The following is a 13,775-nucleotide window of genomic DNA, read 5'->3' as shown; positions in this document are numbered from 1 at the left end:
GACATGAGTTTCATTCGACCCGAAGCCAAATTGGCCCTGTGGCGCTGGCGCGAGGTTGTCGCTGCCGTTTTTGTGCTGGTTCTGGGGCTCAGTTGGGTCAGTGGACCCGGCGGTTTGCTGGGCGTTCTGGGTTGGGTGTTGGTGGCTGTCGCAGTCGCTCTGACCGTGATCGGCGTGCAGCGTGCCCGCTTTCGCACCGGTGCAGGCGGGCAGGGCGTCGTCAGCGTCGATGAGGGGCAGATCACCTATCTCGGCCCGCTGGATGGCGGCATGGTGGCAACGCGCGAGATTGAGCGACTCGCGCTTGATCCGACTTCAAGCCCGGCGCATTGGGTGCTGGACCAACCGGGGCAACCTACGCTTCACATTCCTGTGAATGCGGAAGGGGCCGAGGCCCTGTTCGATGTGTTCTCGGCGTTGCCGGGATTGAAAACGCAACAGATGCTGGCCGAACTCCACGGCGGGTCACGCCATCCGGTGGTGATCTGGGAAAAAACCTCCTCTCGCCCGGCCCACCTTAGGCTGCATTGACACCGGCGCGGTTTGCGCTCAGGACTGACCGATAAGACAGACACATCAGGATCGGAGATCGGTTCATGTCCATCCCTCAGTCCGGCGGCGGTCCGATCGAGCGCCACGAGCAATTGGCCGAATACCTGGAATCGGGCTGCAAGCCCAAGGCCGATTGGCGTATCGGGACCGAGCATGAGAAGTTCGGCTATTGCAAAGACACCCTCAAACCGCTGCCTTTTGAAGGCAAACGGTCCATCGTTGCGGTGCTTGAAGGGCTGCGCGACCGCCATGGCTGGGCCGAAGTGCGCGAAGCAGGCCATCTGATAGGTCTTGAAAAAGACGGTGCAAATGTCAGCCTTGAACCCGGTGGCGCGCTGGAATTGTCGGGCGCTCCGCTCGAGACGATCCACGAGACCTGCGATGAGGTGAACACTCACCTTCGCGAGGTGAAGGATATCGCCGATGAGATCGGCGTGGGCTTCATCGGTCTGGGCGCTGCTCCGATCTGGACCCATGAAGAGATGCCGTTGATGCCCAAGGGGCGCTATCGGCTGATGAACGACTACATGGAAGAAGTCGGCACCATGGGCCGTGCCATGATGCGCCGGACCTGTACCGTTCAGGTCAATATCGACTTTGGGTCTGAGGCCGACATGGTGCAGAAACTGCGCGTGGCACTGGCGCTGCAACCGGTGGCAACGGCACTGTTCGCGAACTCCCCGTTCTTTGAGGGCAAGGTGAACGGCCAGAAAAGCTGGCGCAGCCACATCTGGCGGCATCTGGACGATGCGCGCACCGGCATGCTGCCTTTCGTGTTCGAAGAGGGCTTCGGGTTCGAGCGCTACGTGCAATACGCGCTCGATGTACCGATGTATTTCGTCTATCGCGATGGCCAGTATATTAACGCGCTGGGCATGTCCTTCCGTGACTTCCTGAAGGGCGAGCTGCCCGCGCTGCCGGGTGAGACACCGACTCTGTCCGACTGGGCCGATCATCTGACCACGGCTTTCCCCGAAGCGCGGATCAAGAAATTCATGGAAATGCGCGGTGCCGATGGTGGTCCGTGGCGTCGTCTGTGCGCGCTGCCTGCCTTCTGGGTCGGTCTGACCTATGACCAGACAGCGCTGGATGCGGCGTGGGATCTGGTCAAAGGCTGGGATGCTGAAACCCGCGAGGAACTGCGTGTTCAGGCGGCGGTCAACGGGTTGCAGGCCCAAGTCGGGAACATCAACATGCACGATCTGGCGCGTGAGGTCGTGGCGATCTCTGAGGCCGGTCTGAAAGCCCGTGCTTTCCCCGGTGCTGGCGGTCTGGTCCCGGATGAAACGCATTTCCTGAACGCGTTGAAGGAAAGCATCGACACCGGCAAGGTGCCTGCCGATGAGTTGCTGGAACACTACAATGGCGACTGGAACGGCGACCTGACCCGGATTTTCCCCGAATACAGCTATTGATCCGCCCGGTCCCGCTTGCATTCGCGGGGCTGGCCCGATAGCAGGTTGGCGACCAAATTCAGAGGGCGTCATGGACGATCTTAAGGCAAAATATCTGGGCCAAATCGCCGAGGCCGGCGACGAGAACGCGCTTGAGGCGATCCGCGTCGCTGCCGTGGGCAAAAAAGGCGAGGTCGCGCTGAAGATGCGCGAGCTGGGTAAGATGACGCCCGAGGAACGTCAGGTCGCAGGCCCAGCGCTGAACGCCCTGAAGGATGAGATCAACTCGGCGCTCTCCGCGAAGAAGGCAGCTCTGGCCGATGCCGCGTTGGATGAGCGTCTGCGCACCGAATGGCTAGACGTCACCCTGCCGACCCGCGCGCGCCGTCAGGGCTCAATCCATCCGATCAGCCAGGCGACAGAGGAACTGACCGCGATCTTTGCTGAACTTGGCTTTGCCGTGGCTGAAGGCCCTCGGATCGAGGACGACTGGTATAATTTCGACGCGCTGAACATCCCCGGTCACCACCCTGCACGGGCCGAGATGGATACGTTCTACATGCATCGCGGCGAGGGCGATGATCGCCCGCCGCATGTGCTGCGGACCCATACGTCTCCGGTGCAGATCCGCTCGATGGAGAAACAGGGCGCGCCGATCCGCGTGATCTGTCCGGGCGGCGTTTACCGTGCCGACTATGACCAGACCCACACGCCGATGTTCCATCAGGTCGAAGGGCTGGCCATCGACAAAGACATTTCGATGGCGAACCTGAAATGGGTTCTGGAAGAGTTCGTAAAGGCCTTCTTCGAAGTCGACGACGTCGAACTGCGCTTCCGCGCCTCGCACTTCCCCTTCACCGAGCCCTCGGCCGAGGTCGATATCCGCTGTTCGTGGGACAATGGTCAGCTGAAAATCGGAGAGGGCGACGATTGGATGGAGATCCTCGGCTCCGGCATGGTCCACCCCAAAGTAATCGCCGCCGGTGGCATCGACCCCGAGGTCTATCAGGGCTTTGCGTTCGGGATTGGGATCGACCGTCTGGCGATGCTGAAATACGGCATTCCGGATTTGCGCGCGTTTTTTGATTCTGACCTGCGCTGGCTGCGGCACTACGGGTTCGCGGCGTTGGATATGCCAAACTTGCATGGTGGTTTGTCGCGTTGAGCGGCGAAACCACAATAATTGATTGGTTACAATTGGCTGCTCCTTTTGTGGCTGCCGGATTAGGTTTGCTGGCCTATGGACGTCAAAAGAAAGTCGACCGAAAAGAACAAGTTCTTTCAGAGTGCCGTGTAATCTATACGAAGTACTTGGCGGAGGCAGAAAACCTTCTTCGCGTCATGTGCACTGAAAGCGATGAAGAGAAAGTCGACGCGCAGACTGTAAAGTACCGTGAAGCCTTTTTGGCTTTGAAAGTCTACGGATCAAAGAAGGTCATTGACCAAGCAAAGCCGTTGCTCATGGCTATAGTGAACTTTGCGAGACTGGAAGAAGATGCGTCCAATTTTGATGAATGTCGGGACGACATAAGAGCTAAGCTCAACGGTATTGCTGATGCCATGCGGGAAGATTGTGTCAAGGAACACTGGCGAGCCTCTTGAAGGCTGCGCGGAGCAAAGGCCGATAGGCCGCCGCGCTATCGCCAGACCGCCCGAACGGGCTGGCGATTTGTCTCCGCCAGCGCACCGCTCGAACAGTGCTCGGATTTGGCTGGCATAAAGTGCCCAATACAGACCAAGGATCGCCATCCCGCGGTCTGGCGATAGCGCGGCTTGTTACAGGTTCCCACAGGGTTGTGACGTGACAGTTGGCGTCAGGCGGCTAGGCTCCGGCCTATGATTTATCGACTGCTTTTTCTTCTGCTGACCGCAACCCCGGCGCTCGCCATGGGGCCTTGGAAATCCGACTGCCATGGCGATACGGCCTGTGAGGTCGGCGACCGCTCGTACCATGTGTTGGAACCTGAGGGGTGGGACGGCGAAACGCCACTGCCCGTGTTGCTGCATTTTCATGGCTGGGCGCGGCAGGGGACCGTGGTGGTGAACCATGAACGCATTGCCGGGGCGACCAAGCTGCGAGGCGTATTGCTGGTGGCCCCGAACGGGCTGGGCAAAAGCTGGGATTTCTGGACTTCGGGCACGGGCGATGTGCCCTTTGCCGACCGCGTGTTGGAGGATGTCGCCAAGCGCTATCCGGTTGATCCCGACCGCATCTATGTCTCGGGCTATTCCTTCGGTGGCGCGATGGCGTGGCGCTATGTCTGCCAGTCGGGCAATGACGTCGCCGCTTTGCTGGCCGTCGCCGGCAGTATCCGCCAGACCGAGGATTGCCCCGAAGCTCCGCTTGAGGCGCGCCATGTGCATGGTCTCAGCGATACGGTGATGGATTTTCCCTATGGCGCGAATGGCGACACGACCTATCCGGTGGCCCTGTGGCGCGCGAAATACGACTGCCAAGACGCGACCCCACGTGGCGATTGGAGCGTGGTGCCGATCCTGACCCTCAGCCGGGTGGAATGGACCGATTGCGCGCAAGGGCAGGTGGTGCTGGATACCCATCCAGGTGGCCATTTCATCCCCCATGGCTGGATCGGGCGGCAATTGGACGAGCTTTTGGGCCGCACCCCCACCTATCCGTAGCCCGCAGCGCTTGCACCTTGGCGCATTCTTTGTCATTGCCTGTGCCGACTGGATATCTGCCAAAAAAGGCCCCGAGCAATGAAATTCACTCTGTCCTGGCTGAAAGACCACCTCGACACCGATGCGTCGGTTGATGAGATCACTGAGGCGCTGACCGATCTTGGCCTTGAGGTCGAAGAGGTCGTGAACCCGGCGGACCGTCTGGCGGGCTTTACGCTGGGCCATGTGAAACATGCCGAGAAACACCCCGACGCCGACAAGTTGCGCGTCTGCACGGTGGCGACGGATGAGGGCGATCTGCAGATCATCTGCGGCGCCCCAAACGCGCGCGAAGGCATTACGGTCGTTGTCTGCAAGCCGGGCATGTATATCCCCGGTCTGGATATCACCATCAGCGTCGGCAAGATCCGGGGCGTTGAGAGCTTTGGCATGATGGCCTCGGAGCGCGAGCTGGAGCTGTCGGATGAACATGACGGCATTATCGAGCTGCCCTCGGGTGAGGTCGGCGATGCGTTCGTCGACTGGCTGGCCGAGAATGACCCGTCCAAGATCGACCCGATGATCGAGATTGCGATCACCCCCAACCGCCCGGACGCGTTGGGCGTGGCGGGGATTGCGCGAGATCTGGCTGCGCGCGGCGTAGGCACGCTGAAAGAGCGCGCCTATGCACCGGTGCCGGGTGATTTCGACAGCCCGATCAAGGTGACGATTGATGAGGATACGCTGGACGGCGCGCCGCATTTCACCGGCCGTTTGATCCGTGGTGTCAAGAATGGCCCCAGCCCGCAGTGGTTGCAGGATCAGTTGAAGGCAATCGGTCTGCGTCCGATCTCGGCCTTGGTCGATATCACCAACTACATGACCTACGACCAGAACCGCCCGCTGCACGTCTTTGACGCGGACAAGGTGCAGGGCAACCTGCGTGTTCACCGTGCCAAAGGTGGCGAGAAACTGGTGGCGCTGGATGAGAAAGAATACACACTGCAGCCCGGCATGATGGTGATCTCAGACGACAATGGGCCTGAGTCCATCGCCGGTATCATGGGTGGTGAGGAAACCGGTTGTACTGATGAGACCGTGAATGTCTTCCTCGAAAGCGCGTTCTGGGATCACGTGCAAATCGCGCTGACCGGTCGTGCACTCAAGATCAACTCGGATGCGCGTTATCGGTTCGAGCGTGGGATTGACCCGGAATACACGCTGGAAGGGTTGGAACAGGCGACGCAGATGATCCTTGATATCTGCGGTGGTGAGGTCTCAAAGGTGGTTGAGGCTGGCAAGGCTCCGAACCATGCGCGGGCCTACAAATTGGATGCGGCGCGTGTGCAGTCTCTGGTCGGGATGGATATTCCCGAAAGCGAGCAACGCCAGACTCTGACGCGTCTGGGCTTCCGTCTGGAAGGCGAGATGGCGCATGTGCCCAGCTGGCGTCCCGATGTGATGGGCGAGGCCGATCTGGTGGAAGAAGTCGCGCGGATCGCGTCTCTGACCAAGCTGCAAGGTAAGCCCTTGCCGCGCGTGACCGATGGCATTCCCAAGCCCGTAATGACCCCGACACAGCGTCGTCAGTCGATGGCGCGACGTACCTGTGCCGCGTTGGGGTATAACGAATGCGTCTCATATACCTTCATTGATCAGGCCTCGGCTGCGCTGTTCGGCGGCGGAGATGACGCGACGCGTCTGGAAAACCCGATCTCGTCCGAGATGAGTCATATGCGCCCCGATCTGCTACCCAGCCTGCTGCAAGCGGCGGCGCGCAATCAGGCGCGCGGCTATGCCGACGTGGCCTTGTTCGAGGTCGGCCCGGTCTTCCATGACGGCGAGCCGGGTGATCAGAAGACACAGATTTCCGGCTTGCTGGTTGGCCGCAACGGTCCCAAAGACGTCCACGGCGCGTCCCGCCCGGTTGATCATTTTGATGCCAAAGCGGATGCCGAGGCGGTTCTGGCCGCGATCGGCGCACCCGCCAAGGTTCAGATCCTGCGCGACGGTGACGCCTGGTGGCATCCGGGTCGTCACGGCAAGATCTGCCTCGGCCCGAAAAAGGTTCTGGGCGTGTTTGGTGAGTTGCACCCGCGCATCCTTCAGGCGATGGATATCAAGGGTCCGGCAATGGCGTTCACCATCTGGCCGGATGAGGTGCCTCTGCCGCGCAAATCAGGCGCAACCCGCGCCGCGCTGGAACTGCGCGATCTACAAGCGGTCGAGCGTGACTTTGCCTTTGTGGTTGACGATACTGTCGAAGCTCTGACCTTGGTGAATGCTGCGGCGGGGGCCGATAAGGCCCTGATCGAAGACGTTCGCGTTTTTGATGAGTTCATCGGAGGTAGCCTGGGTGAGGGCAAGAAATCTCTGGCCATCACTGTGCGTTTGCAGCCAAAAGAGGCGACGTTGAAGGAAAAGGATATCGAGGCCGTGGCAGAGAAGATCATTGCCAAGGTGTCAAAAGCCACAGGCGGCGTTCTGCGCGGCTAAGGGTGATCCACCCTCGGTCACAAGATTTTTAGAAAGATGAAGGGGCGAATGCGCCCCTTTTTCATGGGAGGAAACGCAAGATGTTGAAAGTTTATCTGTCTGGCGAGATTCACACCGATTGGCGTGAGCAGATCATTTCGGGTGCTGAAGGGTTGGATGTCACGTTCAGCAGCCCGGTGACTGATCACGCGGCCAGTGATGATTGTGGTGTAGCCGTTTTGGGCGCAGAGCCGAATAAGTATTGGCACGACCACAAAGGTGCGATGGTGAACGCGATCAGGACGCGTAAGGGAATCTCGGATGCGGATGTTGTGGTTGTCCGGTTCGGTGACAAATACAAGCAGTGGAACGCCGCCTTTGACGCGGGCTATGCGGCCGCGTTGGGCAAGTCGATCATTGTGCTGCACGGCCCCGATCATCAGCACGCATTGAAAGAGGTTGATGCTGCCGCACTGGCGGTTGCGGAGGAGCCACGCCAGGTGGTGGAGATCCTGCGCTATGTTTTGACCGGCGAACTGCCGGGCTAGGTTGCGAAAAGGGCTTGCGCGCTGGGATGGTCGCAAGCCCCTTTGGGGTCAGTCGCGGGCGGGTGTCACCAGACCTTTTTGTACGGCAGGGCGGTCAAGGAACCGATCCAGATAGGCCGTGAGATTGGCGTGGTCGTCCCACCCAACGACCTCTTTGGCACCATAGAAATCCAGCCCGCGCAACCAGGGCGCGATGGCCATATCGGCGATCGAGTAGTCTCCGGCGATCCAGTCCTGACCCTCGAGTTCCTGGTTCAGGACGTTGAGCAGGCGCTTGGCCTCGTTGATATAACGCTCGCGTGGGCGGGGGTCTTCGATCTCGCTGCCGGCGAATTTGTAGAAAAAGCCCAATTGTCCGAGCATCGGCCCAAGGCCACCCATCTGGAACATCAGCCATTGCGTGATGCGATGCTTGTCGGTGGCGGATTGGCCAATGAATTGCCCGGTTTTCTCGGCCAGATAGAGCAGGATCGCGCCGCTCTCGAACACGCCAATGGGGGCGCCATCCGGGCCATTAGGGTCAATGATCGCAGGGATCTTGTTGTTGGGGTTCAACGACAGAAACTCGGGGCTTTTGACATCAGCATCGGCCAGGGTGACCTTGTGTGCCTCATAAGGCAGGCCGGTTTCTTCCAACATGATCGAGGCTTTGACCCCATTGGGTGTCGGGAAAGAATAAAGCTGAAGGCGATCGGGGTGTTGCGGCGGCCATTTGGCCATGATCGGGAATGTGGCGGTGTCCAACATGCGAAAGCTCCTGTTCGGGCGGTTCCGTTCGAGTTAGGCATGCGTTTGTGCATTTGTCAGCCCCCCAAGCTGTGCGGTGTAGGTCATCGGTTGTTTGCTGGCGAACAATGGGGAAAACTGCCGTAACTCGCACCTAGACCGATTTGTGTTTTTCACTCACAATTCAGCGAGTCCCGCGCGAAAGCCGCGGGATTGATGTTTGAGAAAGGAAATGCGCGTGGATGAAGTTGCAACACAGGTGGGTGCTTTTGCGCCTCTGATCATGAGTGCGGTCAAGGCGCTGATCGTACTGATTTTGGGCTGGATCGTTGCTGGAGCAATCGCTGGCATGGTGCGGCGGCGCATCAACGCGACACCGCAGATCGACCCGACTCTAGGGAACTTCATGGCCAGCCTTGTCAAATGGGCGATCCTGGCGATGGTTCTGGTTGCTGTTCTCGGGATTTTCGGGATCCAGGCAACAAGCATCGTGGCCATTCTGGGTGCCGCGTCTCTGGCGATTGGTCTGGCGCTGCAAGGGACACTCAGCGACCTGGCAGCTGGTGTGATGCTGGTCGTGTTCCGTCCGTATAAACTGGGCCAGTTTGTCGACATCGGCGGGACAGCCGGGACAGTGAAAGACCTCAACCTGTTCACGACCGAATTGGTGACGCCGGACAATGTGCAGATCATCGTGCCAAACGGGCAATCCTGGGGGTCGATCATCACCAACTACTCGGCACATGACACGCGCCGTGTGGATTTGGTGTTCGGGATCGACTATGGCGACAGTGCGGATGAGGCGATGAAGATCATTCTGGACGTTGCGAACGCGGATGCGCGTATTCACAAAGATCCGGAGCCCTGGGTGCGTGTGACCAATCTGGGCGATAGCTCGGTCGATCTGACAGCACGTCTGTGGTGCGCAGCGGCGGACTATTGGGATGTGAAATTCGAGCTGACCAAAGCTGTGAAAGAAGCCTTCGATGCGAAGGGCGTCTCGATCCCCTACCCACATTCGGTTGAGATCCACAAAGAGGGCTGAACCCTCCCGCCCGTCGCGCGGGCATTGGAAATGCCCTCCTCCCGTTGGGCCAAGCGCCGCACTTTCGTGCGGCGCTTTCGTTTTGCGGATAGAGTTTCATTCAAGACCAACCACGCCGCGCCGATAGGCGCGGCGCCATGCCCAACGCTGTAAATCGCCTTTTGGCAAAAAGGCGATTTCAGGTGCGGGAGTGTTTACGACTTGATCACCACATTGGGGGAAACGACATCAATGCCGAGGGCTTTACCAACCGCATAATAGGTCAGTTGCCCGGCGTGAACGTTCAGACCCGCCAGCAGGTGCGGGTCGTCCTGACACGCCTGTTTCCAGCCTTTGTCCGCCAGTGCCAGCATGAACGGCATCGTCGCGTTGCCCAAAGCGATGGTCGAGGTCCGGGCCACCGCGCCCGGCATGTTGGCCACGCAATAGTGCATCACACCATCGACCTCGTAGATCGGGTCGGCATGGGTCGTTGCACGCGAGGTTTCGAAGCAGCCACCCTGGTCAATAGCCACGTCGACAAGCACCGCACCGGGCTTCATTGTCGACAGCTGCTCGCGGCTGATCAGTTTCGGAGCGGCAGCGCCCGGGATCAGAACGGCTCCGATAACCATATCGGCGTCCTGGATCAGCTCAGCCGTTGCGCCAGCCGTCGAGTATTGGTTCTTGAACTGCCCGCCGAATACGTCATCCAGATAGCGCAGCCGAGGCAGTGAGCGGTCAAGAACTGTCACATCTGCGCCCATACCTGCAGCGATCTTGGCCGCGTGGGTGCCGACGACCCCCCCGCCAATCACGACGACCTTGGCCGGCCCAACGCCGGGAACCCCGCCCATCAGCACGCCTCGGCCACCATTGGCCTTTTGCAGGGTCCACGACCCGACCTGAGGCGCCAGACGGCCCGCAACCTCGGACATGGGCGCCAACAGAGGAAGACCGCCGCTTGCGTCCGTGACGGTCTCATAGGCGATTGCGGTACAGCCCGAGGCCAGCAGATCGTGGGTCTGATCCGGGTCCGGGGCAAGGTGCAGGTAGGTGAACAGCAACTGGCCTTCGCGCAGCATCTTGCGCTCACCGGCTTGAGGTTCCTTGACCTTTACGATCATGTCGGCCGTGGCAAAGACCTCTTCTGCCGTGTCTACGATGCCAGCGCCAGCAGCGACATAGGCGGCATCGTCAAATCCTGCGCCAATACCAGCACCGGATTCGATCAGCACGTCGTGTCCACGCGCAACCGCTTCCTGCGCGGCGTTGGGCGTCATGCCGACGCGAAATTCCTGGGGTTTGATTTCCTTGGGGCAACCGATTTTCATCTGCACCGTCTCCGTTCATAAACTGCCTAAATTATGTGCAATTCAAGGCGCAATTTTTGTGAAACAAGACGGGGCTTTGTGTTTTTTGTCGGAAGATTCTCGCGTAAACTGCAAAAATCTCGCAAAGGACTTGCAGCAATGAGCCTAGACACGACGGATCGGAAGATTCTTTCTGCACTGCAGCGCAATGGTCGAATGTCGAATGCCGAGCTGTCGGAGCAGGCGAACCTGTCCCCCTCGGCCTGCCATCGCCGGGTACAAAGGCTTGAGGCTGACGGCTATATTCGCAATTACGTGGCTTTGCTGGATGCGCGCAAGATGAATGTGCCGACGACCGTTTTTGTCGAGATCACATTGCAGGGCCAGGCCGAAGAGGTTCTGGATGCGTTTGAAAAGGCGGTTTCGCGCATCCCGGACGTTCTGGAATGCCACCTGATGGCCGGAACCGCCGACTACATCCTGAAAGTGGTGGCCGAAGATACCGAGGATTTTGCCCGGATCCACCGTCAATACCTGTCGCGGCTGCCCAAGGTGGCGCAGATGCAAAGTTCGTTCGCTTTGCGCACGGTGTTCAAAACAACCGCTCTACCGGTTTGAACGGCGCCTATTTTCTGCGCGCAGAAAGGCAAAGGACTGCCTTGCGTCAATTCTACGGCTTGTATCCCCAGGGCGGGGCGTCCAAAATTGAAACGACGAGACCCTCGCGCTGCGCCTCCCTGTGATCCCGACAGTGCGATGTCATCAATTCATCTGATGACATCAGGCGGTTACACAAACCTGCCAGGGTGGGAAGCCGAAGAATAATAAGGAGTTGACCTTGGCCTACGAAAACGATGGCGCCCCCAAAGACTGGTTGGAGGCTGAGCTGGAAGATACGCTGGATGAGGACTTCGAGATCGAATTCAGCGAGCCGATGCTGTCGATGGAAGTTCGCAAGATCTATCGGGAACAGCATCCGGACATGCTGGACCGAAAGGTCTATTTCCGAAACCTGCTGCGTCTTCAGGCCGAGTTGATCAAGGTGCAGGACTGGGTTCAGCACACTGGGGCCAAAGTCTGTATCCTGTTTGAAGGCCGCGACAGTGCGGGCAAGGGGGGCGTGATCAAGCGGATCACCCAGCGCCTCAATCCACGGGTGGCGCGTGTGGTTGCCCTACCAGCCCCCAGCCGCCGGGAACAAAGCCAGTGGTATTTCCAGCGCTACGTGCCGCACCTGCCTGCGGCCGGTGAGATCGTTCTGTTCGACCGCTCCTGGTATAACCGTGCAGGCGTGGAACGCGTAATGGGTTTCGCGACCGAGGATCAGGTCGAACAGTTCTTTCAGGACGTTCCGGAATTTGAGCGCATGTTGGTGCGCTCGGGGATCATCTTGCTGAAATACTGGTTCTCGATCACGGATGAAGAACAGCAACTGCGATTCCTCATGCGCATCCATGATCCGATGAAACAGTGGAAGCTGTCGCCGATGGACTTGGAATCCCGCATCCGTTGGGAGTCCTACACCAAGGCCAAAGAAGACATGTTCTTCCGCACCAATATCCCCGAGGCGCCGTGGTACATTGTGGAAGGTAATGACAAGAAACGCGAGCGTCTGAACTGTATCGAGCATCTTCTGACCATGATCCCCTATACGGATGTTCCGCATGAGCGGGTCAATCTGCCCGACCGCCGCTACAATCCGGACTACGAACGCCGCGTTCTGCCGGACGAGCTGCACGTGCCCAAGATCTACTGATCGCGCTGTGTAGATGCGAGGCAGCGGACTGCCTCGCATCAGGATGGGCCGTCAGGCGACGTCCATCATGCAATCGAAATTGAAGAAGTTGACGAAGAAGACGTCTCCGGAGTCGTCCGATGCCATGTCAGGGCACGACGTGTCGTCTAAGGATGGGTCCATATCGTCGACCATCACAAGATCCAAGTCATCCTCGGGCTCGTCCGGAGTCATGGCATCGTCTTTCCAGGCGAATTGATCCAACTGCGTCTGCAGCTGTTGAATGAACGCCTCAATTTCGGCGAGGAAAGCTGCGACGTCGAAACAACCGCTATCAGGGTCCTCGGTCTCGGTGACGTCGGTTTCGGGCTGTTCCGGTTCCGGGTCCTCGATCTCGGTGACATCGGTCTCGGGCTGCTCGGGCTCTGGATCATCAGTCTCAGTGACGTCGGTCGCGGGTTGTTCCGGTTCCGGGTCCTCGGTCTCGGTGACATCGATTTCGGGCTGTTCCGGTTCTGGATCTTCCGTCTCGGTGACATCGGTTTCGGGAAGTTCAGGTTCCGGGTCTTCGGTCTCGGTGACATCGGTTTCAGGCTGCTCGGGCTCCGGGTCTTCGGTCTCGGTGACGTCAGTTTCGGGCTGCTCGGGTTCCGGGTCCTCTGTCTCTGTGACATCAGTCTCAGGCTGTTCCGGTTCCGGATCTTCCGTCTCGGTCACATCAGTCACCGGTTGTTCCGGAGTTGGGTCTTCGGTTTCGGTCACGTCTGTTTCCGGTTCCTCGGGCACTGGATCTTCAGCCGGGGGCGGCGTCATAGCGGTGTCGTCGCTGTCCAACACGACCTCTGCGTCAGTGGTGGCAAAGTTCTGCGTCACCATGACCGCGTCAAAGCCCTGCATGTCGCCCGTCTCAACGCCGATCCCGATATATTTGAAATCGGGGTTCAGAATGTTGGCCCTGTGGCCGGGGCTGTTCATCAGGTTCTGATGCAGTTGCGCGACATCATCGCTGATGCCTGGGGCGCCGCGCTCGGATTGCCAGGCGATATTCTCGCCCGTGCGCCAGCTGCCTTCCAGATCGAAACCGGCCGACTGCATGCGCTGGGTAGCGCTGGATCCGCCCGATCCGGTGTGGCTGAACCGGTCCGTGTTCAACATCCAGGCGCTGTGGTCTTCTGATGACTCGTTAAGCTGTCTTTCAAGTTGCAGGGGGTCCAGACCGCGGGATGTGCGCTCTTGGTTGATGAGCGCCAGCATCTCTCGTTCTACTTCACTTGCTGTAGACATTTTTGCCTCCGTTTTATGTTTTGTCTGAGTGGACGAGCCCAGTTATCGGGGCCACCAAAGACATGAACAGAGAGGCGATGAAAATCGGCGCTTTTCGGCGAGACG

General features: G+C 59.1%; 13 protein-coding genes. 10 read left to right on the top strand and 3 right to left on the bottom strand.

Annotation, left to right across the window (positions count from 1 at the left end; translation table 11 throughout):
* Positions 1-3: 3 nt before the first annotated feature.
* The 7 genes from ACR3FB_RS15045 to ACR3FB_RS15015 all read left to right on the top strand — a co-directional run bounded on the left by ACR3FB_RS15045 (position 4) and on the right by ACR3FB_RS15015 (position 7,588).
* A complete protein-coding gene (locus ACR3FB_RS15045; RefSeq protein ID WP_480566049.1) occupies positions 4-531 on the top strand; it encodes a hypothetical protein in 528 nt (175 codons plus the stop codon).
* Positions 532-596: 65 nt separating this feature from the next.
* On the top strand, positions 597-1,967 hold the full coding sequence (locus ACR3FB_RS15040; RefSeq protein WP_480566047.1) for a glutamate--cysteine ligase: 1,371 nt from the start codon (positions 597-599) through the stop codon (positions 1,965-1,967).
* Between the two features lie 70 nt (positions 1,968-2,037).
* Positions 2,038-3,111 carry a phenylalanine--tRNA ligase subunit alpha gene (gene pheS / locus ACR3FB_RS15035; protein ID WP_480566045.1) on the top strand — a complete coding sequence of 358 codons (1,074 nt, stop codon included), beginning with the start codon at positions 2,038-2,040 and terminating at the stop codon, positions 3,109-3,111.
* Positions 3,108-3,548 (top strand): hypothetical protein, encoded by a 441-nt coding sequence (locus tag ACR3FB_RS15030; RefSeq protein ID WP_480566043.1) that lies wholly within the window; start codon positions 3,108-3,110, stop codon positions 3,546-3,548. The genes pheS and ACR3FB_RS15030 overlap by 4 nt, the downstream gene beginning before the upstream one ends.
* A gap of 234 nt (positions 3,549-3,782) precedes the next feature.
* Positions 3,783-4,586: a CE1 family esterase gene (locus tag ACR3FB_RS15025; protein ID WP_480566041.1), complete on the top strand. Its 804-nt coding sequence runs from the start codon at positions 3,783-3,785 to the stop codon at positions 4,584-4,586.
* Between the two features lie 78 nt (positions 4,587-4,664).
* A complete protein-coding gene (gene pheT, locus ACR3FB_RS15020; RefSeq protein ID WP_480566039.1) occupies positions 4,665-7,061 on the top strand; it encodes a phenylalanine--tRNA ligase subunit beta in 2,397 nt (798 codons plus the stop codon).
* A gap of 80 nt (positions 7,062-7,141) precedes the next feature.
* Positions 7,142-7,588, top strand: coding sequence for a YtoQ family protein (locus ACR3FB_RS15015; protein WP_480566037.1), 447 nt, complete (start codon positions 7,142-7,144; stop codon positions 7,586-7,588).
* A gap of 48 nt (positions 7,589-7,636) precedes the next feature.
* Here ACR3FB_RS15015 and ACR3FB_RS15010 read toward each other — a convergent pair whose 3' ends face one another.
* Entirely contained in the window at positions 7,637-8,335 is a 699-nt protein-coding gene (locus tag ACR3FB_RS15010; RefSeq protein ID WP_480566035.1) for a glutathione S-transferase N-terminal domain-containing protein, read from the bottom strand.
* Positions 8,336-8,597: 262 nt separating this feature from the next.
* Here ACR3FB_RS15010 and ACR3FB_RS15005 point away from each other — a divergent pair, with 262 nt between their 5' ends.
* Positions 8,598-9,359 carry a mechanosensitive ion channel family protein gene (locus ACR3FB_RS15005; RefSeq protein WP_425084416.1) on the top strand — a complete coding sequence of 254 codons (762 nt, stop codon included), beginning with the start codon at positions 8,598-8,600 and terminating at the stop codon, positions 9,357-9,359.
* A gap of 194 nt (positions 9,360-9,553) precedes the next feature.
* Here the strand turns inward: ACR3FB_RS15005 and ald are convergent, their stop codons facing one another.
* Positions 9,554-10,672 carry an alanine dehydrogenase gene (ald, locus tag ACR3FB_RS15000; protein ID WP_170469192.1) on the bottom strand — a complete coding sequence of 373 codons (1,119 nt, stop codon included), beginning with the start codon at positions 10,670-10,672 and terminating at the stop codon, positions 9,554-9,556.
* A 138-nt stretch (positions 10,673-10,810) separates the two neighbouring features.
* Between ald and ACR3FB_RS14995 the strand changes: the two genes are divergently transcribed.
* Both ACR3FB_RS14995 and ppk2 read left to right on the top strand, forming a co-directional pair.
* Entirely contained in the window at positions 10,811-11,269 is a 459-nt protein-coding gene (locus tag ACR3FB_RS14995) for an Lrp/AsnC family transcriptional regulator (RefSeq protein ID WP_170462590.1), read from the top strand.
* A 220-nt stretch (positions 11,270-11,489) separates the two neighbouring features.
* Entirely contained in the window at positions 11,490-12,407 is a 918-nt protein-coding gene (ppk2, locus tag ACR3FB_RS14990; protein ID WP_170379135.1) for a polyphosphate kinase 2, read from the top strand.
* 51 nt (positions 12,408-12,458) lie between these two features.
* Here ppk2 and ACR3FB_RS14985 read toward each other — a convergent pair whose 3' ends face one another.
* Complete coding sequence (locus tag ACR3FB_RS14985; protein WP_480566033.1) at positions 12,459-13,670, bottom strand: CAP domain-containing protein; 1,212 nt, start codon at positions 13,668-13,670, stop codon at positions 12,459-12,461.
* Positions 13,671-13,775: the final 105 nt, after the last annotated feature.

It is taken from the genome of Ruegeria sp. AO1 (genome assembly GCF_056535985.1).
The sequence above is the reverse complement of the archived record's forward strand: the minus strand, read 5'-3'. Positions and strand labels throughout refer to the sequence as shown.

What these genes read in the sequence shown, in the direction of transcription:
- ACR3FB_RS15045 (WP_480566049.1), top strand. Translation starts at nt 4, where the DNA reads ATGAGTTTCATTCGACCCGAAGCCAAATTGGCCCTGTGGCGCTGGCGC.
- ACR3FB_RS15040 (WP_480566047.1), top strand. Translation starts at nt 597, where the DNA reads ATGTCCATCCCTCAGTCCGGCGGCGGTCCGATCGAGCGCCACGAGCAA.
- pheS (WP_480566045.1), top strand. Translation starts at nt 2,038, where the DNA reads ATGGACGATCTTAAGGCAAAATATCTGGGCCAAATCGCCGAGGCCGGC.
- ACR3FB_RS15025 (WP_480566041.1), top strand. Translation starts at nt 3,783, where the DNA reads ATGATTTATCGACTGCTTTTTCTTCTGCTGACCGCAACCCCGGCGCTC.
- pheT (WP_480566039.1), top strand. Translation starts at nt 4,665, where the DNA reads ATGAAATTCACTCTGTCCTGGCTGAAAGACCACCTCGACACCGATGCG.
- ACR3FB_RS15015 (WP_480566037.1), top strand. Translation starts at nt 7,142, where the DNA reads ATGTTGAAAGTTTATCTGTCTGGCGAGATTCACACCGATTGGCGTGAG.
- ACR3FB_RS15010 (WP_480566035.1), bottom strand. Translation starts at nt 8,335, where the DNA reads ATGTTGGACACCGCCACATTCCCGATCATGGCCAAATGGCCGCCGCAA.
- ACR3FB_RS15005 (WP_425084416.1), top strand. Translation starts at nt 8,598, where the DNA reads ATGAGTGCGGTCAAGGCGCTGATCGTACTGATTTTGGGCTGGATCGTT.
- ald (WP_170469192.1), bottom strand. Translation starts at nt 10,672, where the DNA reads ATGAAAATCGGTTGCCCCAAGGAAATCAAACCCCAGGAATTTCGCGTC.
- ACR3FB_RS14995 (WP_170462590.1), top strand. Translation starts at nt 10,811, where the DNA reads ATGAGCCTAGACACGACGGATCGGAAGATTCTTTCTGCACTGCAGCGC.
- ACR3FB_RS14985 (WP_480566033.1), bottom strand. Translation starts at nt 13,670, where the DNA reads ATGTCTACAGCAAGTGAAGTAGAACGAGAGATGCTGGCGCTCATCAAC.